The organism is Polaromonas sp. (genome assembly GCF_039932935.1).
In the GTDB taxonomy this organism is placed as follows: Bacteria; Pseudomonadota; Gammaproteobacteria; order Burkholderiales; family Burkholderiaceae_C; genus Polaromonas.
This window is the reverse complement of the sequence record NZ_JBDTPB010000073.1, coordinates 180,876-202,571: the sequence shown is the minus strand read 5'-3', so window position 1 is coordinate 202,571 and position 21,696 is coordinate 180,876. Positions and strand designations below refer to the sequence as shown.

26 protein-coding genes are annotated in these 21,696 nt (G+C 62.1%); 15 read left to right on the top strand and 11 right to left on the bottom strand.

Annotated features, from left to right (window positions below; genetic code table 11):
• The first annotated feature begins 9 nt into the window (after window positions 1-9).
• On the top strand, window positions 10-213 hold the full coding sequence (locus ABI546_RS13550; RefSeq protein ID WP_348047112.1) for a DUF2783 domain-containing protein: 204 nt from the start codon (window positions 10-12) through the stop codon (window positions 211-213).
• Between the two features lie 40 nt (window positions 214-253).
• Window positions 254-1,231 (top strand): tripartite tricarboxylate transporter substrate binding protein, encoded by a 978-nt coding sequence (locus tag ABI546_RS13545; RefSeq protein ID WP_348047110.1) that lies wholly within the window; start codon window positions 254-256, stop codon window positions 1,229-1,231.
• Window positions 1,232-1,353: 122 nt separating this feature from the next.
• Here ABI546_RS13545 and ABI546_RS13540 read toward each other — a convergent pair whose 3' ends face one another.
• Window positions 1,354-2,145, bottom strand: coding sequence for a transporter substrate-binding domain-containing protein (locus ABI546_RS13540; RefSeq protein ID WP_348047108.1), 792 nt, complete (start codon window positions 2,143-2,145; stop codon window positions 1,354-1,356).
• A 356-nt stretch (window positions 2,146-2,501) separates the two neighbouring features.
• The gene (locus ABI546_RS13535; RefSeq protein ID WP_348047106.1) at window positions 2,502-3,491 is read right to left on the bottom strand and encodes a tripartite tricarboxylate transporter substrate binding protein; all 990 of its coding nucleotides are present in this window, start codon (window positions 3,489-3,491) and stop codon (window positions 2,502-2,504) included.
• 314 nt (window positions 3,492-3,805) lie between these two features.
• On the opposite strand from ABI546_RS13535, the gene ABI546_RS13530 reads away from it, so the two are divergent.
• The 3 genes from ABI546_RS13530 (at window position 3,806) to ABI546_RS13520 (ending at window position 7,847) form a co-directional block, all read left to right on the top strand.
• A complete protein-coding gene (locus ABI546_RS13530) occupies window positions 3,806-5,530 on the top strand; it encodes a long-chain fatty acid--CoA ligase (RefSeq protein WP_348047162.1) in 1,725 nt (574 codons plus the stop codon).
• Window positions 5,531-5,579: 49 nt separating this feature from the next.
• Window positions 5,580-6,692: a mandelate racemase/muconate lactonizing enzyme family protein gene (locus tag ABI546_RS13525; RefSeq protein WP_348047104.1), complete on the top strand. Its 1,113-nt coding sequence runs from the start codon at window positions 5,580-5,582 to the stop codon at window positions 6,690-6,692.
• Between the two features lie 207 nt (window positions 6,693-6,899).
• Window positions 6,900-7,847 carry an ion transporter gene (locus tag ABI546_RS13520; protein ID WP_348047102.1) on the top strand — a complete coding sequence of 316 codons (948 nt, stop codon included), beginning with the start codon at window positions 6,900-6,902 and terminating at the stop codon, window positions 7,845-7,847.
• 23 nt (window positions 7,848-7,870) lie between these two features.
• Here ABI546_RS13520 and ABI546_RS13515 read toward each other — a convergent pair whose 3' ends face one another.
• Window positions 7,871-8,428: a YaeQ family protein gene (locus ABI546_RS13515; RefSeq protein ID WP_348047101.1), complete on the bottom strand. Its 558-nt coding sequence runs from the start codon at window positions 8,426-8,428 to the stop codon at window positions 7,871-7,873.
• Between the two features lie 118 nt (window positions 8,429-8,546).
• Here ABI546_RS13515 and ABI546_RS13510 point away from each other — a divergent pair, with 118 nt between their 5' ends.
• The 8 genes from ABI546_RS13510 to ppk2 all read left to right on the top strand — a co-directional run bounded on the left by ABI546_RS13510 (window position 8,547) and on the right by ppk2 (window position 14,798).
• Entirely contained in the window at window positions 8,547-9,545 is a 999-nt protein-coding gene (locus ABI546_RS13510) for an LLM class flavin-dependent oxidoreductase (RefSeq protein WP_348047160.1), read from the top strand.
• A 47-nt stretch (window positions 9,546-9,592) separates the two neighbouring features.
• Window positions 9,593-10,636 carry a methionine synthase gene (locus ABI546_RS13505; protein ID WP_348047100.1) on the top strand — a complete coding sequence of 348 codons (1,044 nt, stop codon included), beginning with the start codon at window positions 9,593-9,595 and terminating at the stop codon, window positions 10,634-10,636.
• Between the two features lie 95 nt (window positions 10,637-10,731).
• Window positions 10,732-11,283, top strand: coding sequence for a cupin domain-containing protein (locus tag ABI546_RS13500; RefSeq protein WP_348047099.1), 552 nt, complete (start codon window positions 10,732-10,734; stop codon window positions 11,281-11,283).
• Window positions 11,284-11,451: 168 nt separating this feature from the next.
• The gene (locus ABI546_RS13495) at window positions 11,452-12,132 is read left to right on the top strand and encodes a glycine zipper 2TM domain-containing protein (protein WP_348047098.1); all 681 of its coding nucleotides are present in this window, start codon (window positions 11,452-11,454) and stop codon (window positions 12,130-12,132) included.
• Between the two features lie 334 nt (window positions 12,133-12,466).
• Window positions 12,467-12,748 carry a DUF427 domain-containing protein gene (locus ABI546_RS13490; protein ID WP_348047097.1) on the top strand — a complete coding sequence of 94 codons (282 nt, stop codon included), beginning with the start codon at window positions 12,467-12,469 and terminating at the stop codon, window positions 12,746-12,748.
• 185 nt (window positions 12,749-12,933) lie between these two features.
• Window positions 12,934-13,371, top strand: a complete 438-nt coding sequence (locus ABI546_RS13485) for a universal stress protein (RefSeq protein WP_348047096.1) — start codon at window positions 12,934-12,936, stop codon at window positions 13,369-13,371.
• Between the two features lie 40 nt (window positions 13,372-13,411).
• Window positions 13,412-13,651, top strand: a complete 240-nt coding sequence (locus ABI546_RS13480; protein WP_348047095.1) for a DUF465 domain-containing protein — start codon at window positions 13,412-13,414, stop codon at window positions 13,649-13,651.
• A 241-nt stretch (window positions 13,652-13,892) separates the two neighbouring features.
• Window positions 13,893-14,798, top strand: a complete 906-nt coding sequence (ppk2, locus tag ABI546_RS13475; RefSeq protein ID WP_348047158.1) for a polyphosphate kinase 2 — start codon at window positions 13,893-13,895, stop codon at window positions 14,796-14,798.
• A 211-nt stretch (window positions 14,799-15,009) separates the two neighbouring features.
• On the opposite strand, the gene ABI546_RS13470 is transcribed toward ppk2, so the two are convergent.
• Together ABI546_RS13470 and ABI546_RS13465 are read right to left on the bottom strand one after the other, a co-directional pair.
• A complete protein-coding gene (locus tag ABI546_RS13470; RefSeq protein WP_348047094.1) occupies window positions 15,010-15,774 on the bottom strand; it encodes an SDR family NAD(P)-dependent oxidoreductase in 765 nt (254 codons plus the stop codon).
• 40 nt (window positions 15,775-15,814) lie between these two features.
• Window positions 15,815-16,510, bottom strand: a complete 696-nt coding sequence (locus tag ABI546_RS13465) for a pseudouridine synthase (protein ID WP_348047093.1) — start codon at window positions 16,508-16,510, stop codon at window positions 15,815-15,817.
• A 39-nt stretch (window positions 16,511-16,549) separates the two neighbouring features.
• Here ABI546_RS13465 and atpE point away from each other — a divergent pair, with 39 nt between their 5' ends.
• The gene (gene atpE / locus ABI546_RS13460) at window positions 16,550-16,792 is read left to right on the top strand and encodes a F0F1 ATP synthase subunit C (RefSeq protein WP_348047092.1); all 243 of its coding nucleotides are present in this window, start codon (window positions 16,550-16,552) and stop codon (window positions 16,790-16,792) included.
• On the opposite strand, the gene ABI546_RS13455 is transcribed toward atpE, so the two are convergent.
• From ABI546_RS13455 to ABI546_RS13445, 3 genes are all read right to left on the bottom strand, one after another.
• The gene (locus ABI546_RS13455) at window positions 16,789-17,073 is read right to left on the bottom strand and encodes a VF530 family protein (protein ID WP_348047091.1); all 285 of its coding nucleotides are present in this window, start codon (window positions 17,071-17,073) and stop codon (window positions 16,789-16,791) included. The genes atpE and ABI546_RS13455 overlap by 4 nt on opposite strands.
• A gap of 167 nt (window positions 17,074-17,240) precedes the next feature.
• Window positions 17,241-17,384, bottom strand: coding sequence for a hypothetical protein (locus ABI546_RS13450; RefSeq protein WP_348047090.1), 144 nt, complete (start codon window positions 17,382-17,384; stop codon window positions 17,241-17,243).
• Window positions 17,385-17,440: 56 nt separating this feature from the next.
• Window positions 17,441-18,751 carry an NAD(P)/FAD-dependent oxidoreductase gene (locus ABI546_RS13445; protein ID WP_348047089.1) on the bottom strand — a complete coding sequence of 437 codons (1,311 nt, stop codon included), beginning with the start codon at window positions 18,749-18,751 and terminating at the stop codon, window positions 17,441-17,443.
• Between the two features lie 136 nt (window positions 18,752-18,887).
• Between ABI546_RS13445 and ABI546_RS13440 the strand changes: the two genes are divergently transcribed.
• A complete protein-coding gene (locus ABI546_RS13440; protein WP_348047088.1) occupies window positions 18,888-20,135 on the top strand; it encodes an MFS transporter in 1,248 nt (415 codons plus the stop codon).
• A gap of 21 nt (window positions 20,136-20,156) precedes the next feature.
• Here the strand turns inward: ABI546_RS13440 and ABI546_RS13435 are convergent, their stop codons facing one another.
• From ABI546_RS13435 to ABI546_RS13425, 3 genes are all read right to left on the bottom strand, one after another.
• Window positions 20,157-20,540: a hypothetical protein gene (locus ABI546_RS13435; protein ID WP_348047087.1), complete on the bottom strand. Its 384-nt coding sequence runs from the start codon at window positions 20,538-20,540 to the stop codon at window positions 20,157-20,159.
• A 140-nt stretch (window positions 20,541-20,680) separates the two neighbouring features.
• Entirely contained in the window at window positions 20,681-21,112 is a 432-nt protein-coding gene (locus ABI546_RS13430; protein WP_348047086.1) for a DUF4826 family protein, read from the bottom strand.
• Window positions 21,113-21,206: 94 nt separating this feature from the next.
• Window positions 21,207-21,560, bottom strand: coding sequence for a DUF4275 family protein (locus tag ABI546_RS13425; RefSeq protein ID WP_348047085.1), 354 nt, complete (start codon window positions 21,558-21,560; stop codon window positions 21,207-21,209).
• Between the last annotated feature and the right edge of the window lie 136 nt (window positions 21,561-21,696).

The following is a 21,696-nucleotide window of genomic DNA, read 5'->3' as shown; positions in this document are numbered from 1 at the left end:
GAGCCCGCCATGCCAGAACTCATCACCACGCCGAACTTTGACGCCGCCGACGATTTTTACGAAGCGCTGATCGACGCCCACCAAGGCCTGCCCAGCGCCGAAAGCCACGCGTTCAACGCACGCCTCGTGCTGCTGCTGGCCAACCACATCGGTTCGCTGACTGTGCTGCGCCAGGCGCTGACCGCTGCGCGGGCCGACCTGGCGCCGGTCTGAAATTTCCCCCGCTCATTTTTACAACAACTGGAGACTCGCCATGATTTTGAATAGCCTCTTTCGCCGAATACTTTGCCCAGCTGGTTTCGCACTGGCCCTGCTGCCGCTGGCGGCGCAGGCGCAAGACGCCAAACCCATCGAATGGGTGGTCGGCTATGCGACCGGCGGTGGCTCGGACGCGGTGGCACGTGCTACCGCCGAAACCATGTCGAAGACCCTCGGCCAGATCATCCTCATCAACAACAAGCCCGGCGCGGCGACCAACATCGCGGCCGACTATGTGGCGCGCGCCAAGGACTACGGCCACGTCATGCTGACGGCCGACTTCGCCACCCTCGCGGCCAATCCCTTTTTGTTTTCCAGGCTCAGCTACAACGCCGAAAAAGACCTCGCACCCGTCGGCATGCTGGCACGCTTTCCCCTGGTGCTGGTGGTCGGCACGAACGTCCCGGCGAACAATCTCAAGGAGTTCTTGGCCTGGGCCAAGGCGCAGCCCAACGGCGTCAACTACGCCTCGGCCGGCGCCGGCAGTCCGCACCACCTGGCGACCGAACTGCTGCGCGAGAAAACCGGACTGAAGATGACGCATGTGCCTTACCGCGGCGCGGCGCCGGCGATGCAGGACATCCTGGGCGGTGTTGTTCCTTGCATGCTGGTGGATACCGCGAGCGGCAACCAGTTTGTGCTGGCCGGCAAGGTCAAGGCCATCGGCGTGGCAAGCGCCCAGCGGATCGCCACGCTGCCCGACGTGCCTACGCTCGCCGAGCAGGGGCTGACCGGGTTCGAAGCCTATGCATGGCAGGGAGTTTCTGTGCCCGCCGGTACGCCGCCCGAGATCGTCGCCAGGCTCAACAAGGCGCTGGTTGACACATTGAACTCGACCACGGTCAAGGCGCGCTTTCAGGCGCTTGGTGTCGAAGGCCTGCCCGGCACGCCGGCGCAGATGGCCAGTTACGTCAAGGGCGAACGCGAGCGCTGGGGCCGCTTGATCCGCGACAACGGCATCAAGGTCGACTAGGGTCTGTGAACGCTATTTTTGCAAGATGCGTTGCGAGTCAAAAAAGGCCGTGAGCAAACGCGGCATTTCGGCTTCCAGGACTTTCGCGAAGCCCCCATGGTGCTTCGCGCTGGCAAGGGGACTTATTGCGGCAGGTCGCCCACGGGGCGCCCCAGCCACTTGATCGAAATTTTGTCCAGATCGCCATTTTTCCTGGCCTCTGCAAGAATGCCATTGACGGTCATGCGAAGCGTGTCCTCCCCTTTGGGCAGGCCAATAAAGTTGGGGCTTTCCTTGAGCAACAGCTTGTACTCGGTACGCAATTGCGGGCTCTTGGCCATGAGGTTGCCGGCAACGGACGCACCCGTGGCAATCAGCTGAACCTGACCCGCGGTGAAGGCGTTCACGGTCTTGAAGTTGTCTTCAAAGCGCCGGATATCGGTGCCCGCGGGGGCCAGGTTGTTGAGTTCCTGGTCCTCGACCGAGCCGCGCGTCACGCCAATGGTTTTCCCTGCCAGGTCTGCATAGCTCTTGATGTTGAGTGTCCGGGCGCCAAAGACGGCTTGAAAAAACGGTGAATAGGCACCGGCGAAATCAATCTGTTTTTCGCGGTCTGGGTTTTTGCCCAAGGTGGCGATCACAAGAGATGCTTTTTTTGTCTGTAGATAGGGAATGCGGTTGACGCTGGTGACTGGAATGAGGTCGACAGTCACGCCCAGCTTGGCGCCAATGTAGTTGGCCACGTCGATGTCCAGGCCCTGCATCTTGAAGTCTGCCCCCATGGAGCCATAAGGTGGAAAGTCAGGCGGCACTGCGATGGTTATTTTCTTGTTCTTCAGGATGGCGTCGAGGGCGTGTTGTGCCTGGGCACCGGTGCTCAGTAGCAATGAAAGGGCGGCCAAGGCGAGGGAGGGCAGGAACTTGCTGGATGTCATGACAGGCGTTAGGTTACGAAATTTGGATTGGTCACCGGCTCAACGGCCAGCTCATGCATATCTTGTATGCAAGTCGTGTGCCACTTGTGTGGCTCCTGGTACACGATTGGAGTGGCTCAGGTCAACGGATTTCGGCACCTGTTCACTCAAAGGTGAGGCTGCGTGAGCTTGGCGCGATCACGACTTCAATGAGGCAGTTGCTGGGCCGAAAGCGGTGATCTCTCCGGCAACTGGCATACAAGATTTGCGCACCGTAGTCGCGTTCGATTGAGGCTGATGGTGCATTCCTGCCCGTTCCGCACCAAAACCCGGCGGCGGGTTGCCTTCTGCGCCTTCAACCCCGACCGCCCGGTCGACTAGTCCAGCTTGGCGCCCGAAGCTTTTACCGCCTCGGCCCAGCGCGGCATCTCGGACGCCAGGAACTGCGCGAACTCGTCGCTGCCCATGAAGGCGGGGTCGGCTCCTTGCGTCACCATGCGGTTTCGGATGTCGGGGCTGGCCATCACCTGCTTGAAAGCGTCGCTGAGTTTGGCGGTCACGTCTTTGGGCAGGCCCGCAGGCGCGAGGAAGCCGTAAAAGCCCACCACCTCAAAACCCTTGATGCCTGATTCAATCACGGTCGGGATGTCGGGCAGTGCCGGGTTGCGCTCTTTGCTGGTCACTGCCAGGGCGCGCACCTTGCCTTGCTTGTGGTAGTTGGCTGCCTGTGGAATCGATTCGCCCATGAACTGCACCTGACCGGCCATCAGGTCGGTGAAGGCCGGCGCGCTGCCGCGGTAGGGGATGTGCACCATGAAAAGCCCGGTGGCATTTTTGAACATCTCGGGCACCAGGTGGCTGATGCCGCCGTTGCCGGCCGAGCCGTAATTGACCTGGCCGGGCCTGGCCTTGGCGTAGGCGATGAATTCCTGGAGGTTGTTCACCGGCAGCTTGGGGTTGACCAGCAGCGCCAAAGGCTGCATCGCGGTGCGGGCAATCGGTGTGAAGTCTTTGAGCGTGCTGTAGGGCAGCTTGCTGTAAAGCGCGGGGTTGATCACCATCACGCCGGTGTTGGCCAGCATGAGGGTGTAGCCGTCAGGCGCGGCTTTCATCACATCTTGCGCGCCCACGGTACCGCCGGCGCCGGATTTGTAGTCGATCACGATGGGTTGCCCCAGCACGGCCTGCAGGCGCTCGGTCAGCAGGCGTGCATGCTGGTCCAGCGGCCCGCCGGCCGGAAAGCCGATCACTACACGGATGGGTTTTTCGGGAAACGCCGCCAGGGCCGCAGAAGAGGCCAGCACGGTGAAGGCAAGCGTGCACGCCGATATCAGGGCTTTGCGGTGAAGGGTGGAAAATCGGGTCATCGTGTCTCCTGGATGTTTCTGTTTTTGTTTCGCGTGTTTCTGCGTGTAAAGGTCAAGCAGGTATGCGTGCCGCCAGGAACGAGGAAAGCATGTGTTCTCACGCGGGCCGCCTTGCGGGTGCAGTTCATCATAGTGAGCGCTGGTCGCTCAGGTGACAGTGTTTCATCAGGAGCTTCCCGGATGTAAGCGGCGCGATCTCCGGGTAGGCTGTACCGCAGTCCCGCCTTTGCCTGGAGTTTTTTTTGTCACTTCTTCCCCCCGCCGACAACGCCGCACTGAATGCAGCCGCCTCTGCCACCGCCACACCGCACAACCTGCACCACCAGGTCTGGCCCAAGCGCCTGCCGCACAGCATCACGCCGCCTGCGACCTCGCTGTGGCACAACCTGGCGGTCAGTGCGCTGCGTTTTCCGGACAAGCCCGCGCTGGTGTTCTTCAACCGTGTGCTCAGCTACGCCGAAGTGCTACAGCAGGCCGAGCGCCTGGCTGCGACGCTGCACCGCATGGGCGTGCGTAAAGGCGACCGCGTGCTGCTCAATATGCAGAACTGCCCGCAGTGGGTAATTGCGCACTTTGCCATCTTGCGGGCCAACGCCGTGGTGGTGCCCGTCAACCCGATGAACCGGGCCGAAGAGCTCAAGCACTACATCACCGACCCCGACGCCAAGGTCGCCATCACCACAGCCGACCTGGCGCCCGAGCTGGCCAAGGCCAATGCGCAGCTGGCGCCCGCTGAACGGCTGGCACATGTGGTGGTTACGCATTACAGCGACGCTTTTGACATGGAGCCACAAGGAGAAGCGCAGGCCTCAGGCGATACAGCGATGCCAGAAGCCTGGCGCGAATGGCTGGGCACGCGCCATGCGTTGCCCGTGCTGGAAGGCGGCGCGGTGATGGCCTGGACCGATGCGGTGGCGAGCACAGCGCAGGATGGCGGCGAACTGCCCCCACACACCGCCACACCGCAAGACCTGGCCGTGCTGCCCTACACCAGCGGTACCACCGGCCTGCCCAAGGGGTGCATGCACACGCACGCCAGCCTCATGCACAACGCGGTGGCCAGTTGCCTGTGGGGCGGAAGCACGTTTGAAAACGTGACGCTGTCCGTGGTGCCGATGTTCCACATCACCGGCATGGTGTCCGTGATGCATGCGTCCATCTACGGCAGCGCCACGTTGGTGATCATGCCGCGCTGGGACCGCGAGCTAGCCGGGCGCCTGATTTCGCGTTGGGGCGTGACGCACTGGACGAATATTCCCACCATGGTGATCGACCTGTTGGGCAGTCCAAATTTTGCGAAGTTTGATTTGAGCAGCCTGGTCTACATCGGCGGTGGCGGCGCGGCCATGCCGCAGGCCGTGGCCCAGCGCCTGTGGGAGCAATACGGCCTGCGCTTTGCCGAAGGCTACGGCCTCACGGAAACCGCCGCGCCCTCACACAGCAACCCCTACGACGCCACCAAGCAGCAATGCCTGGGCGTGCCCTTCATGAATTGCGACTCGCGCATCATCGACCCCATCACGCTCAAGGAAGTGCCGCAGGGCGAGCAAGGCGAAATCATCATGAGCGGGCCGCAGGTGTTCCAGGGTTACTGGAAGCGACCGGACGCGACGGCCGACGCCTTTATCGAGCTTGACGGCAAGCGCTTCTTCCGCTCGGGCGACCTGGGGCGCATGGACGAGCAAGGCTACTTCTTCATCACCGACCGGCTCAAACGCATGATCAATGCATCGGGCTTCAAGGTGTGGCCGGCCGAGGTCGAGGCGCTGATGTTCAAGCATCCGGCCATCCAGGAAGCCTGCATCATCAGCACCAAGGATGCCTATCGCGGCGAGACCGTGAAGGCCGTGGTGGTGCTGCGCGCCGCCGCCAGAGGCCAGACGACGGAAGACGACATCATCAACTGGTGCAAGGAAAACATGGCGGCCTACAAGTACCCGCGTGTCGTGCAGTTTGTGGATGCGCTGCCCAAGAGCGGCTCGGGCAAGGTCATGTGGCGTGCGCTTCAGGAAGCGGAGCAGGGCAAAAAACAAACGTGAGGTCAGTTTGCCGGCACGATAAAGTCATGAGAGCCTTCTGGAGATCCCTTTGAAAATCACCTCGGTCAAACCTTTCATCCTGCATGTGCCCGTCACGGGCTCGCAGATTGCCGACAGTACCCACACCATTTCGCATTGGGGCGTGGTGGGTGCGCAGATCGATACCGACACCGGCCTTACCGGCTATGGTTTTACCGGCACCCATGCGCACCTGCCCAGCGACCAGCTGATCACGCGCTGCATTGAAACCTGCCACGCGCCGCTGCTGATCGGCGAGGACGCGATGGACATCAACCGGCTCTGGCTCAAGCTCGCGCGCAACCCTGCACTGCAATGGGTGGGGCGCGCCGGCATCATCACGCTGTCACAGGCCGCCATCGACATCGCCCTGTGGGACCTCAAAGCAAAAGCTGCGGGCGTGCCGCTGTGGAAGCTGCTGGGCGGCCAGGTGCGCGAGAAAGTACGCGCCTACAACACTGACATTGGCTGGCTCAGCATCCCCGACGATGAACTGGTGGCCGGTGCCAGGCGCGCGGTGGATGAGGGCTTCACCGGCATCAAGGTCAAGATCGGCTCCAGCGTCGATCGGGACCTGAAGCGCCTGGAGCGGGTGCGCCGTGCCATCGGCCCCGCCATCACCATGGCGACCGACGGCAACGGCAAATGGGACCTGCCCACTTGCCAGCGCTTTTGCCGTGCGGCTGAGGCGTTTGACCTTTACTGGATTGAAGAGCCGCTCTGGTATGACGATGTGAAAGGCCATGCCCAGCTGGCGCGCAGCACCAGCATTCCGGTGGCGCTGGGCGAGCAGCTCTATACCCACGATGCGTTCGCCGAATTTTTCCACCAGGAAGCCATTCATTGGGTGCAGCCCGATGTAACGCGCACGGGCGGCATCACCGAAGTGCTGCGGGTGTGCGACACCGCGCACTCCTTCCGGCTGCCGGTGGCACCGCATGCGGGCGACATGAGCCAGGTGCATGTGCACCTCAACCATGCCCACCCGGCCTGCACGGTCCTCGAATACATCCCCTGGATCAAGGACTGCTTCCTGGAGCCGGCCAGGGTGGTAGACGGGCACTTCAGCCTGCCGCAGCAGCCGGGCGCCAGCACCACTCCGACTGAAGCGGCTTGGGCGAAATTCCGTCAGCCAGCGTCCTGAACGCCCGGGTCGGGAGAGTGTTTGCACTGATTTTTAAGAGAAAAGTGCCTGAAGCCCTTATGGAACGAGCGCAAGCAGCTATCAAATAGATAGTGAACCATTTTCGTTGCGCGCGTGCTCCCGCTCGCTCCGCCGTCGGTTATGGTGTTGGCTGGCCAATAATCAGTTCAACAAAAGAACCGCCGCGCCTGCTGGCGCCACCCGCATATGGACAAACCTGCTCCGCCCCTGCCCAACCCCCTGGATGACAAGCCGCTCGATGGCTGGCGGCTGCGCCTGTACACCATCATCTTTGAGGCCGACACGCGCGCGGGCCGGCTCTTTGACAAAGCGCTGATCGTCCTCATTCTCGTCAGCATTGCGGTGGTGATGGCGGACAGCGTGCAGGCCATCCATGTCTCTCACGGGCGCGCGTTCGCAGTGGTCGAATGGATATTCACGCTGCTGTTTACCGCCGAATACATTGCGCGCCTGGTCTGCGTGCGTAAACCGCTGCAGTACGCGACCAGCTTTTTCGGCATCATCGATTTGATCGCCGTATTGCCGACCTATCTGGCACTCTTTTTTCCGGAGCTCCATGCGCTCATCGACGTGCGGGTGTTGCGCCTGCTGCGTGTGTTCCGAATCTTCAAGCTGGCCGCCTATGTAGCTGAATACCAGTCACTGGGCCGGGCGCTGGCCGCCAGCGGCCGCAAGATCCTGGTGTTCCTGTCGGCGGTGGTGATGATGGTGTTGGTGATGGGGACCGTGATGTATGTGGTCGAAGGGCCGTCCAACGGGTTTACCAGCATCCCGACCTCGGTCTACTGGGCCATCAGCACAGTCACCACGGTGGGCTTTGGTGACATCACGCCCAAGACTGACCTGGGCCGGCTTATTTCGTCGTTCATGATGTTGCTGGGCTGGGGCATTCTGGCTGTGCCCACCGGCATCGTCACTGCTGAAATGGCGGCTGAGCGGCGCCTGCAGCTCCTGCCCGTGCCCACCACCCGCACTTGCCATGAGTGCCTGACGGAAGGCCATCTGCCCGAGGCGGACTATTGTTTTCATTGCGGCGCGAAGCTACCGGCCTACCAGCACCAGGATTCGCGAAAAGACCCAAAGGATCAAAAAAGCGAGAAGGACGAGAAGGACGCAAAGAGCGCGTCTTCCTAGAAGCTGCCGGAACCCGAGCTTTCTTACGCGCCTGCCGTCAGCCGGCGCGGCGTGATTTCCACCGACCCCAGCGCGGTGCTCATCCACACCGTGCCGTCCTGCACCGTCACCTGCAACTGCATGCTGCGCTCAGCAAGTTTGGCCAGCGCCTGGCTTTCAGCCGCCTCGATCTGCCAGACCACCAGGTTGGCGGCGCGTGTGAGCTTGGTTTCGATGTTCTTCCACCAGACGGGCGTGCTGCTGGCGAAGCTGTAGACGCTCACGCGTTCAGCCCGGCCTGCGGCTTTCATCAAACGTTTGTCGTCGGGCTGGCCCACATCGATCCAGTGCAGGATTTGCTCGGTGTAGTCCTTGTGCCAGAGGGCGGCTTCGTCCACGTCCCAGAGGTCCTTGGCGAATTCCAGGTTGCCCTTCTTGTCGTCGGCCGGTACGTTGAGGGCAAACGCCAGCAGGCGGATCATCATGCGTTCGTCGGCCTCCGACGGGTGGCGTGCAATCGTCACGCTGTGGTCGGCATAGATGTTGCGGTCCATGTCGGACAGGGCGAGCTGGGCTTTGTAAATGGTGGCTTTGAGTGCCATAGGATGTACTTCTTTATCTCGGGTCTGGACGGGAGCGAACCTTCTATTGGAACAGAGCCGCTTGGGGTAACCCCGGTCAAGCGGGTTTTAAGCGGTCTGGCTATAGTGGCCCGACATGATCAGCCTCTCCGTCCTCGACCAGTCCGTCGCCGTCACCGGCCGCACGGAAGACGTCTCCATCCGAGAAACCCTGCAACTGGCGCGCCATTGCGAAGCGCTAGGTTACCGCCGTTTCTGGGTGAGCGAGCACCACAGCCACCCCAGCATCGTCGGATCTGCGCCCGAGGTGTTAATGGCCGCCATTGCCGCGACCACCAGCCGCATCCGCGTGGGCAGCGCCGGCGTCATGCTGCCGCACTACGCGGCGCTCAAGGTGGCTGAGCAGTTTCGCGTGCTCGAAGCCATCGCACCGGGCCGCATCGACCTCGGCGTGGGGCGCGCGCCGGGCTCGGACATGCGTACGGCGCGTTTGCTGAGCAGCGACCCGCGCCAGTCGGCCGAGAACTTTCCGATTCAGGTGCGCGAGCTGCAGGCCTGGCTGGCCGGCATTGATTTGCCTGAGGGCCATCCGGGGCGCGGCGTCACAGCCAACCCCATGGGCCCGACCACGCCCGAGATGTGGATGCTGGGCAGCTCTGACTACGGCGCGCAGCTGGCCGCCCATTACGGCCTGCCGTATGCGTTTGCTTACTTCATCACCGATGGGCAGGGCGCCGAGCAGGCACTGGACCTTTACCGCTCTACCTACCGCCCCAGCCCGCGCCACCCCACGCCACAAGCCGTGCTGTGCGTTTGGGCGCTGGCAGCTGACACCGAAGCGGAGGCCTGGCACCACTTTTCGGGCCGCGAGCGCTGGAAGATAGACCGCAACCGCGGCGCGCTGGCGGCCCTGCCTTCTCCAGAAGAAGTGGCGTTGCGCCCCTACACGCCGGCCGAGCAGGCGGAGGCGGACAAGCTCAGGGCTAACGCGCTGGTCGGTAGCGGCCCGCAGGTTGCCGCCAAACTCCGGGCGCTGGCCAATACACTCGGGGTAGACGAGTTGGTGGTGATCACCTGGACGCACGACCCGGCCGCCCGCAGGCGCTCTTACGAGTTGCTGGCCCGCGAGTTTTTCTGAGTTTGAAAACTGCGACGGATAAAACATTGAGACAAAAGGACACGCACATGACAACGCTTTCCACGACACCTCTTTTCAGCGCCGCCATTGCCGGCAGCCTGCCCAAACCCGCCTGGTTGTCTGAAACCCAAAAACTCTGGCCGCAATGGAGGAGTGAAGGCAATGAACTCAAGCAGGCCAAGGCAGACGCCACGCTGCTGTGGATCAAGGCGCAGGAAGACGCGGGCCTGGATGTGATCGGCGACGGTGAACAGTCGCGCCAGCATTTTGTGCACGGTTTTCTCGAGCAGGTAGAAGGCATCGACTTCGAGCACAAGGTCAAGATGGGCATACGCGACAACCGCTACGACGCCATGGTGCCGCAGGTGGTGTCGCAGCTCAAGCTCAAGGGCCGTGTGCATGCCGCTGAAGCGCGGCTGCTGCGTGCGCACACCACTAAAAAAATCAAGTTCACCTTGCCCGGGCCGATGACGATTGTCGACACCGTGGCCGACCAGTTCTATGGCGACAAGGTCAAGATGGCCATGGCTTTTGCCGAGCTGCTAAACCAGGAAGCGCTGGCCCTTCAGGCCGACGGCGTGGACATCATCCAGTTTGACGAGCCGGCTTTTAATGTCTACATGAAAGACGCTGCCGATTGGGGCGTGAAGGCGCTTGAGCGTGCGGCGCGGGACCTGACCTGCACAACCGCCGTGCACATTTGCTACGGCTACGGCATCAAGGCCAATACCGACTGGAAGGAAACCCTGGGCGAGGAATGGCGGCAGTACGAGACCGTGTTTCCGGCGCTGGCCAAAAGTACCATCCGCCAGGTCAGCCTGGAGTGCTACCACTCGCATGTGCCGCCGCACCTGATGGCGCTGCTCGAGGGCAAGGACGTGATGGTCGGCGTGATCGACGTGGCCAGCGATGAGATCGAAACGCCGGAGCAGGTGGCCGACACCATCGGCAAGGCGCTCAAATACGTGCCCAAGAACCACTTGATTCCCTGCACCAACTGCGGCCTGGCGCCCATGGACCGCGAAGTGGCGCTGAAGAAACTGCAGGCGCTGGGCGCCGGCGCGGCCCTGGCGCGCGAACGCTATAAATAGGCGTGGCCTGTCAGTTCGTCCTGCCTCCCGGTGTGTACCGCCAGAACGCAGTTAGCAACCATGACGTCGTGTGACGTACTAACCTGATCACCCGCATGAGCAACGACCCCACGCATTCGCATCCGCATGACCACGATCATTCACACGGCCCTGGCCACACACATCCTCATGCAGGGGGTGAAGCCGGCCCGCGCTGGAAGCACGATGGCGTGCGCGTGGTTGCGGGCAACCAGCTTGACACCAACACCGCGCAGACGCCAGGCATGGACCGGCGCGCGGCCATCAACTTTGCCCGCGTGGGTGCGCAAAAACTGTGGGCCGGCACCGTCACCATCCATGCGGATGCCAAGACCGGTGCCCACCACCACGGCCATCTGGAAAGCGTGATTTATGTGATTCGCGGAAAAGCCCGCATGCGCTGGGGCGACCACCTCGAGTACACGGCTGAAGCGGGGCCGGGCGACTTCATTTATGTGCCACCTTATGTGCCGCACCAGGAAATCAACGCCAGCGCGACCGAGGCGCTGGAGTGTGTGCTGTGCCGCAGCGACGGCGAGGCCGTGGCGATCAACCTGGACATCGAGCCCGTTGAAAAGCCCGACACCGTGCTCTGGGTGGACCCGACGCATCCCAGCGGTGGCGTGTAAACGCCCTGTCAAGCCTGGGTGAGCGCGGCATGAACGCGTGCCGAAGTGCGAAAAACCGCACGCTTCGTGCAGTTCTAGGAAATCTTTCCTTACGAATGTCACTTCGTCCTACAGGATGTATCAGGCAGTGTCGTTACAACGGAAGCTCACATACACAGGAGTTCCATCATGGACACCAACAACCAAACCAGTCAGCCTGCCAATCAGCCCCAAGCGATGCCGCAGCCTGGCTTCTCCCAACGTCTGCAACACAGCAAGGCACTCGTCGCCATTGTGGCGGTACTGGGCGTCACCGTCATGGCCCTTGCGGCCGCACTGGTGGTAAATCGTTCCGATGCACAACCCGGCGGAAGCGACGCGCAGCTCAGCAGCACGGCGCCGTCTTCCACGTCTTCCAAGCTGGCCGCTGACACGGCTCAGCGTCCTCCTGTCACCAAGCCCCATATCTCCCATCCTCCCACCGTGGTGGCGCAGGCCGCCCCCCGCGCCAATGTCTGCGCAAGCTGCGGCACGGTCGAAGCCGTGACCCCAGTTCAACGCCAGGGCAAGGTCAACGGCGTAGACGTGGGCAACACCACCATTGGCCTTGGCACCGTGGCCGGTGGCGTCGTCGGCGGCCTGGTCGGCAACCAGATGGGTGGCGGCAACGGCAAAACGGCCATGACGGTGCTGGGCGCCGCGGGCGGTGCGTTCGCCGGTAACCAGATCGAGAAAAACATGAAGAAGGTCACCGTCTATGAAGTGCGTGTGCGCATGGACGACGGAACTGTGCGCACCATGGAGGTGTCCAGCTCGGTGGCTGTTGGCTCCAAGGTGATTGTCGAAGGCAAGAACCTTCGTCTGGCCTGAACACGGGCCCCCACGTTCGCTCACTTCGTGTAGCTCTCTGCCCCCCGAGGGGGCGCTGCGCCTGCGGTCTGGCGAAGCCAGTCCCGCGGCCCCGGCTGAAGTGAACATGGGGACTTACCAAAAAAGCGCCGATGCTCGTCATCGGCGCTTTTTTTTTTTCGGCGATCATTCTTGCTGGCGGACTTCATAACCTGGGTCGGCCGTGTCCGGTGCAGGGAAGGGTAGCATGGAGCCCTGTTTCTTCTAAATCCCTCGTCCCTGATCGCACACCCCGAACAACCGGTCTGCATGTCCATGCAGCCTCCACATTAGCATTGAGCAGAAAGAAAGACCCATGAAAGCCATCTGGAACGGCGCAGTGATTGCGCAAAGCGACGACACCGTGGTGGTCGAAGGCAACCACTATTTTCCCGAAAGCGCGCTCAACCGCGACTACGTGACCTTCAGCAACCATCACACCATGTGTTCCTGGAAGGGGCAGGCCAGCTATTACTCGTTGCTGGTCAACGGTGAAATGAATACCGACGCCGCGTGGTATTACCCCGATCCCAAACCAGAGGCCGACAACATCAAGGGACACATCGCCTTCTGGAAGGGCGTGAAGATTGAGCCCTGATCCTTGACCGGTCAGCATCAAGCACTTATAGCGGCTGGGATACACGGCCGCACCGGAGTTGCCCCGTTCGGCGTCTTGTCTGACGGCGCACGCGCCTCTCATGGCCTATAACTGAGACACGCTGGCATTCCCCATTCACGGCGGGTGCCGCAGAATCCAGCCCTTGTTTTCAAGGAGATTCCACCATGTACAAGCACATTCTGGTTCCCGTAGACGGCTCTTCCACCGCGCGCAAGGCGATTGGCAACGCAGTGGCCGTCGCCCAGGCTTTCAACAGCCAGGTGACGGTTGTCTATGTCATAGACCCTTATGCTTTTACCGGGGTGGGTACAGACTTTGCCTATGGCCAGGCCGAATACCTTAGCGCTGCCACCACAGAGGCCAACGACGCCATCAGCGCGGCCAAACAGGTTTTCCAGGAGGCCGGCATCACCGCTACAGGCTCAGTGGTGGAGGGCCATGCCGTCTATCGCGGCATCCTCGACACCGCCGAATCAATCAATGCCGACCTGGTGGTGATGGGCTCGCACGGGCGCCGCGGGCTGGAAAAACTGGTGCTGGGCAGCGTCACTGCCCAAGTGCTTTCCCACGCGCACCTGCCCGTGCTGGTCGTGCGCGACTGATCTGTTGCATCTGGCGATTCACGCCGAAAGGAGTTTTTTCATGGACTTGTTGAACCACGACATCGCACACGAGTTTCCGCAATACCTTCAAAAGATGCGTAGCCTCAAGGTGTCCAACCCGCATTTCGCCGAGCTCTTTGCACAGTACGACGCCGACAACCACACCATTGCAAAGTATGAGCAGGGCGTGGGCGTCATCACCGATGAAGCGCTGGAAGACCTCAAAAAACGGCGGCTCAAGACCAAGGACGAGATTTACCAGATCCTGAAAAAGGACTGACCATTCCGGTGGTTTTTAAGACAAATAGCACTGTAGACCAATGTGGGTGAGCGCCAGCAGCTATCAAAAAGGAAGCAGAGACGCACCATCACGACAGCGGAAACGGTGAAAGCTGACAGGATGGGGCAATGCAGGTTGTACGGCTGTTTCATCAAACTGCCATGTGCCCCCGGTACGCTGGGGTGCTAACCGATTTCCGGTGATGCAGGAGGCAAACGTGACTTCAAGCGACGAAGAATTGATGCGGCGAATCCGCAATGACCTGATCGACAGCTACGACGAAGAGCTGGAGATGGAGATCGAAGACCGCAGCGTGGATCAGCTCATCGGCGAAGAGGCCCCGGCCCGCAGCCCGCAAGACGCCGTCAGGGAAAAAGAATACCGCCGCCAGTATTTTCGCGAGCTCTTTCGCCTGCAGGCCGAGCTGGTGAAGCTGCAGGACTGGGTCGTCAGCACCGGCCACAAGGTGGTGATTTTGTTTGAAGGGCGTGACGCAGCCGGCAAAGGCGGCGTCATCAAGCGCATCACACAGCGGCTGAACCCGCGTGTGTGCCGTGTGGCGGCGCTGCCGGCGCCGAACGACCGCGAACGCACGCAGTGGTACTTCCAGCGCTATGTGTCCCACTTGCCCGCCGCGGGCGAAATCGTGTTGTTTGACCGCAGCTGGTACAACCGGGCCGGCGTGGAACGCGTCATGGGCTTCTGCACCGATGACCAGTACGAAGAGTTTTTCCGAACCGTGCCGGAATTTGAAAAGATGCTGGTCCGGTCGGGCATACAGCTCATCAAATACTGGTTTTCGATTTCCGACGAAGAGCAGCACCTGCGCTTCCTGGGCCGTATCCATGACCCGCTCAAGCAGTGGAAGCTCAGCCCCATGGACCTGGAGTCGCGCCGCCGCTGGGAGGAATACACCAAAGCCAAGGAAATCATGCTGGAGCGCACCCATGTCGCCGAGGCGCCGTGGTGGGTGGTTCAGGCAGACGACAAGAAAAAGGCCCGCCTGAACTGCATTCACCATTTGCTGCAGCAGATGCCCTACCAGGACACCACGCACCCTCCCATCGTGCTGCCCGAGCGCGAGCGCCACAAGGACTATGTGCGCAATCCGGTTCCGCAAAACATTGTGGTGCCTGAGGTCTATTGACCACCCCCGTCCAAGCTCACTGCGTGTAGCTTGTTCCCCCTCAAGGGGGCAGGCGCCTGCGGTCTGGCGAAGCCAGCCCCGCGGCCCCCACTGGGTTGTGCGCACGGGATTTTTCAACCAAGCAGGGGCCGCGGGGCTGGCTTAGCCAGACCGCAGGCGCAGCGGCCCCCTCGGGGGGCAGGGAGCTACACGCAGTGAGCGACCGTGGGGGCTAGTCCCTGACGTCGGCGACCGGGTTCGTTCCGAAGTCGGGCCGGGCCAGAAAGGCAATGATGCGCGCTGCTGCATCCTCTGGCGACGTCAGCGACCCGCCAGTTTTCAAGCCCACAAACGATTCACGGTCCGGAAAGGCTTTAGGGTCGGCTGCGCGCAGCTGCTCCTGCATCCCGGTGTCGATTACGCCGGGTGCCAGTGAGCAGGCTTTGGCGCCGTGGGGCTTCAGTGCTTCCTCCAGCACCAGGCAACGGGTGAAATGGTCCATGCCGGCCTTGGCCGCGCAGTATGCCGCTTGCGAGGCCATGGCGCGTCGTCCCAGGCCGGACGAAATATTGAGCACCTTGCGCGGCGCTTTCCAGCCATCGGTGGCACGCAGGAAGGCGGCGGTGATTTGCATCGGCGCCTCCAGTCCCACGCGCAGCGCCCGCGCCAGGTCGCCTTCGCCAATCTGGTCCAGCGAGCCGATCTGCGGGATCACGCCCGCGTTGTTGATCAGCGTGACGCTGGCCCAGGCCTGTTCGGCCTGCGAATCCTTGAGCCAGCTTTCGAGTTTGCCCTTGAGCGAGCCGCTGTCCGCCAGGTCATGCTCCCACTGCAGCACGGTCGCGCCAATGTGGCGCGCGTGCTCTTCCAGCTCTGGCATCGCCGTGCGGGAAATGCCAAGCACCGTGTGGCCGGCGGTGAGCAACTGGCGTGCCATGGAAAAGCCCATACCGCGCGAGGCGCCTGTGATCAGAGTGAGGTGAGTAGATGGGTTCATGGCTGCATCGTAGCGCCGGTGCGGCGAGATTGCTTGTGCCCTAAAAGCCTGGAGTGCTTTCGAAAGACATCGCGAGGCTGCTGACCGGGTGCATGAACTGCAGCGAGCTGGCGTGCAGCAGCAGCCGCGGCGCCATGGCTTGCACGGCGGCAGGGGCGTACAGGGCATCGCCCAGGATGGGATGGCCTAGCGCCTGCAGATGCACGCGCAGCTGGTGCGAGCGGCCGGTCACCGGCTCCAGTTCCACGCGTGTGGTGTTTGCGTGCGCATCAAATGCCAGCACCTGCCAGCGCGTTCGGCTGGGTTTGCCGCGTTCCGCGTCAATGATGCGCAGCGGGCGGCGCGGCCAGTCCACGACGATGGGAAGATCAATCAGGCCCCAGCCGTCGGGGCTTTGCGGCGCCGGCATGCAACCCGCCACCACGGCCACATAGCGTTTGCCGATGTCGCGATTTTCAAAGGCGCGGCTCAGCACGCGTTGCATGTCTGCGCCGCGTGCCATCAGCATCAGTCCCGAGGTGGCCATGTCCAGCCGGTGCACCACGCACGCGTCGGCGTAGGCCGCGTGTACGCGTGCGCTCAGGCAATCCTGCTTGTCTGCTCCGCGACCCGGCACCGACAACAGTCCGGCGGGCTTGTTCAGCACCAGCAAGTGCTCGTCGACGTACACGGCCTCAAAACCTGTGTCTGCAGCATTACCTGCCACGTAATTGGTTTGAGGCACGGCAAAAGTCATGATGACGGCAACAAAGCTTTTTTAACCAAGGAGAAAATCATGAGTGATGCAGGTGCCATTTCGATTGCATGTGGTCTGATGATCGGGCTGGGCGCCATTGGTGCCTGCATGGGCATCGGTGTGATGGGCGGGCGTTACCTGGAGGGGGCCGTGCGCCAGCCCGAGTTGATGGAGCCGCTGCAGGTCAAGATGTTCCTGCTGGCCGGCCTCATTGATGCCAATTTCCTGATTGGGGTGGGCGTGGCCATGATGCTGATGTTCGCCAACCCGCTGAGGGCTTAGGCCCGGGGCTTGGGCGGCGGGAAGTTATGAACCGGCGGACTGCTGCGTTTCACCTCGCGCAGCATGAAGAGGTAAAGGCTTTCAACCTTCTCGCGCGCCCAGGGCGTCTTGCGCAAGAACTTCAGGCTGGACGCTACGCTGGGTTCGCTGGTGAAGCAGCGGATGTTGATGCGCTGCCCCAGCTCTTGCCAGCCGTAGTGGTCGGAGAGCGCCGTCACAATGGTCTCCAGTTTGACGCCATGCAGTGGATTAGCCGGCTGTATGGCCCCCACGCTCGGCACTGACGTGTCCTCGCTGCCCCCCGAGGGGGCCGATTTTCCTTGGGGCGGCCCGGCGGAGGCATGGCCCCCACGCTCGCCCACTGCGTGCGGTTCGCTGCCCCCCGAGGGGGCTAATTTTCCTTGGGGCGGCCCGGCGGAAAATTGCGGCGGGACAGAGGCTGTCACTTTTACTTGTTCTTGAGCTTGCCGCGCAGGGGAACCTGCGTAACGACGGTCGGGCGCACCGCGTCAGGAGACACCGTCTTGGGCGGCGAGGTGTCCTTCTTGGGCTTCTTGACCATCTTGTTGTTGTTTTGCTGTCCTTTTGCCATGGTTTTCTCCGTTGGGTTAAGTAGGTTGATAAGAAAAGAAGGTGCTGCCGTGATTATCAATGCAACTTGATGCGCGGGCGATAGGTGCGGTCCAGCATTTCAGACAGGGTGATGAGCGCCGTCTTCTTGAAACCGCCCAGCGCCAGCTGGTGCTGCTTGTGCAGGCCCCAGTACATGAACTTGGCCAGTTGGCCTTCGATGAAAAAGCTGCCTTTGGTGAGGCTGCCCATCAGGCTGCCGACCGACGAATACTCCGACAACGACACCAGCGAACCCTGGTCCTTGAAGACAAAGGGCGCGACCGTCTTGCCGGCGATCAGGTCCGAGAGCGAGCGCGTTAGATACATCGCCTGCTGGTAGGCGGCCTGGGCGCGCGGCGGCACCCAGGTGCCGTCGGGTTGCTGGCATGCCGCGCAGTCGCCAAAGGCGTAGATGCTTGCGTCGCGTGTGCTCTGAAGGTTTCCGTTCACCATCAGCTGGTTAAGCCTGTTGGTTTCGAGCGGGTTGCCATCGCCCAGGGTCTGCAGGAAGTCGGAAGCTTTCACGCCGGCGGCCCACACCGTGATGCTCGACGAAATGACCTTGCCGCTGGCCATCTTCAGGCTGTCGGCGGTGACTTCAACCACTTTCTCATTGGTATGCACTTCAATCGCCAGCTTGCGCAGCTCGCGCATGGCCGATTCGCTGAGGCGCTCGGGCAACTGTGCCAGCAAGCGCGGCGATGCCTCTACCAGCACGATCTGCAAGTCTTTTTCGGGGTGAATGTAGTCAAAACCGTAGTTGGCCAGCACGCGCGCCGCGGCATGCAGCTCGGCGGCCAGCTCCACGCCGGTGGCGCCGCCGCCCACGATGGCGACGGTCAGGCGCCCGCTGCCGGCCACGCGCGGCACGGTCTGCGCGCGTATGCACGCGTTGATCAGTCGGTCGTTAAAACGCTTGGCCGCCTGCGGGCTGTCGAGCTTGATGGTGTGCTCGGCCGCGCCGGACGTGCCGAAGTCATTGGTCTGGCTGCCCACGGCAATTACTAGGGTGTCGTAGGCCAGTTGCTGCGCCGGCGTAATCTCGCGGCCGGCTTCATCGTGGCTGGCGGCCAGTTGCAGGGTTTTGTTCTGGCGGTCCACGCCGGTGAGGCTGCCCAGGCGGAACTTGAAGTGGTTCCAGCGGGCCTGCGCGAGGTATTCGATTTCCTCGGCGTGCGTGTCAAAGCTGCCGGCGGCCAGCTGGTGCAGCAGCGGCTTCCAGACGTGGGTGCGGGCGGCGTCCACCAGGGTGATCTCGGCCAGGCCTTTTTTCCCCAGGCGTTTGCCCAGTTGTGTGGCCAGAGCCAGCCCTCCGGCGCCTCCGCCAACGATGACGATGCGATGCATAAGAACCTCTTGGGGTGTTGCTGTAGTTATGCCGATATGTTAACTGCCGAACGGAGGTTCTCGCCCCTGTCCGTCTCCACGCCAATACCCCCGGGGGGCGCCCCATTGACCTGGCGCTGTTAAGCTTCACGCCCGCATGCCGACACACACTTTCAAGGAATTGACTCGCCAGCGCGCATTCATGCGCATGTGGTTTGCCCGGATTTTCGGCACCACAGGCAACCAGATGCTGATGGTGGCCGTCGGCTGGCAGATGTACGAGTTGACTGGTAGCGCCTGGGACCTGGGCCTGGTCGGCCTCTACCAGTTCGCGCCGGCGCTGCTGCTCACGCTGGTGGCCGGGCACGTGGCTGACCGCGTACATCGCGGCCGCATCATTGCCGGCTGCCTGGTCACGCAGGCCACGGTGGCGATGATTCTCGTTTCCGCCACAGAGGGCTGGGGTGCTCACCACAGCTGGGCCTCGCGCGAATTGCTGCTTGCGGTGTCGGTCTTGCTGGGCGTGGCACGCGCCTTCCAGATGCCTGCACAGCAGGCGCTCACCCCGGTGCTGGTGCCACCCGCCATGCTGCCGCGCGCCATGGCTTTCAGCTCAGCCGGCATGCAGACGGCGGTCATAGGCGGCCCGGCGCTGGGCGGTGTGATTTTTGTGGCCGGCGCCACGGCGGTGTATGGCACCTGCGCTTGCCTCTTTGTCGTCGGCTGCCTGCTGATTGCGGTGCTGCGCTATGACCACGCGCCGCCGCCGCGTGAGCCGGTCACGCTGCGCACGCTGCTGGCCGGCGTCGAATTCGTGTGGCAGCGCAAGGCCCTGCTGGGCGCTGTGTCGCTGGATCTTTTTGCCGTGTTGCTGGGCGGTGCCACGGCGCTGCTGCCCATGTTCGCCAAAGACATCCTGCACGTCGGGCCCTGGGGTCTGGGCCTGCTGCGCGGCGCGCCTGCGGCAGGTGCCTTGCTGATGTCGGCGGTGCTCACCCGCTGGCCGCTGGAGCGCCGCGTCGGCCCGACCATGCTGTCGGCCGTTGCCCTGTATGGCGTGTGCATGATGGTGTTTGGTCTTTCCACCAGCTTTGTGCTGTCGCTGCTGGTGCTGGCCGTGTCTGGCGGGGCCGACATGGTGAGCGTGGTCGTGCGCCAGACCCTGGTGCAGATCGAGACGCCCAACGAGATGCGCGGCCGTGTCAGCGCCGTGAATTCGGTGTTCATAGGCGCTTCCAACCAGCTTGGAGAATTCGAGTCCGGCGCCACGGCTGCGCTAATGGGGCCGGTGGGCTCAGTGGTGGCGGGGGGTGTGGGCACGCTGCTGGTGGCTGCGGCGTGGTTCAGGCTGTTTCCCTCGCTTTCAAGGCGTGACCGGATGGTGACGCCGTCTTCAGGCTTCTGAGGACTTCCCGATGCTGGAAGCTCACGCGTTACGCGTTTCACGCAGTACCTGGCGAGCGAGATTGCCGAAGGAGGCACCGGTTCCAGGCACGCCTGCCTCCAGTGGAAACGATGGAGTGGCATTCTTGAATCCCTCGACACCGATCAACGCTCCGTTGGTGCGAGAGATCATGGCTTCGAATTCCCAGAACTCCACCGTATCCGTCAGCCAGACGCTTGACATCAGATTACCTTCCTGCTCGGGAACTTCACAGAGCCGTACCAAGATGCCAGACGCAGGCTCGAGCTTGTGCGAAAGCAGGACCGTGCCGAGCCATGCCAGCGACGAAGGCTGGAGCGCGGCCGCGCGTTCGATCTCAGCCTTGGTAACGGCATTCTGCTGTTGGACATTGCGCTGGAGGGACATGGTTAATGTTTTAGACGAGCGGCGTGGACTACTAACCGGATGGTGATGGCGAGCAGGGTGGCGATGAGGGTAAGCAGTGATATGGGCGGAAGTCGCCTCAGCTGCGGCGGTGTCGTTTCAAGGAAGCGCTGAAACTCATCCTATTCCCACGCCTCAGGATCGTTGGCCCAGTCAAGCAATAGGCCCGCCCGCGATGCGAGCAGCGGGCCCAGCTCTTCGTTACGGTCTCCTGAACCAATGACAAATGTCGGATGCCGCTCCCCGCGTGACATATAGCGGGCGGCTTCTTGCCAAAGTGATGCAATGAGCTGCACGGCCTCTCGCGGGCTCTGAGCCTTGCTTGCCGACACGTAGTCGTTTGGCATATCGCCAGAGATGGCCCACCATTCAACCGAGGCGGGGCTGGCAAGACCTTTAACAGCCCACACGGAGACATAGGGTGCGACATACCAGGCAGGCTCTGCCTCAATGTCGCCGTGCATGACGCCTTCACGTTTCAGGTACCCGGATATTTCTTCGCGGCGCTCGGAAAACCATTGAGCTTCTATTTCAGGATCGTCGTAGTCTGGCATGGATGATTTCTAACGGTTGATTCAAGCGGGACCGCCGCAGGGGAATTCATTTGAAGCAGGCGGATTCATTTCAAGAAAGAGTCAGGTGATGGCCTCATCGCCAGCCCTTCAGGCGAGCCGCCTCAGCTTGACGGAGTTTGCGAACCTTTCCGAGATTGAATTCATTCAATGCAGCGAAGTTGCCGTGGCGGGCAAAGTAGGGGCCAAGCCAGCCATCCTCGTGCGTGAATGCCATCGTCCACGCGAGATTGACCGGAAACACGCAGTAGTCGGTCAGAGAAGAACTTTGCGGCAAGGCATTGGTGGCGAAGGCAGTCTCCCGGTCATTTGACAGCACGACGTACTCGGCAGCAACCTGCTTTTCATACGCAGCCATGGCTTGGGCTCCCGACAGGCTCGGATATCGGCCACCGCTGAAAATGTGCCAGAGATAGTCCTTGGCATTCACACCGTGTCGCCTGGCGCCGAACGCTTCGAGCCACTGCGCTACGAGAGAGGCCGTTTCGTCCAGCGTGTAGTGCCGCAGAACGCTCCCAGGCTGAACCAGTGGCAGGGTCTTTCTTGTCACTTGAGCCACCTAACCG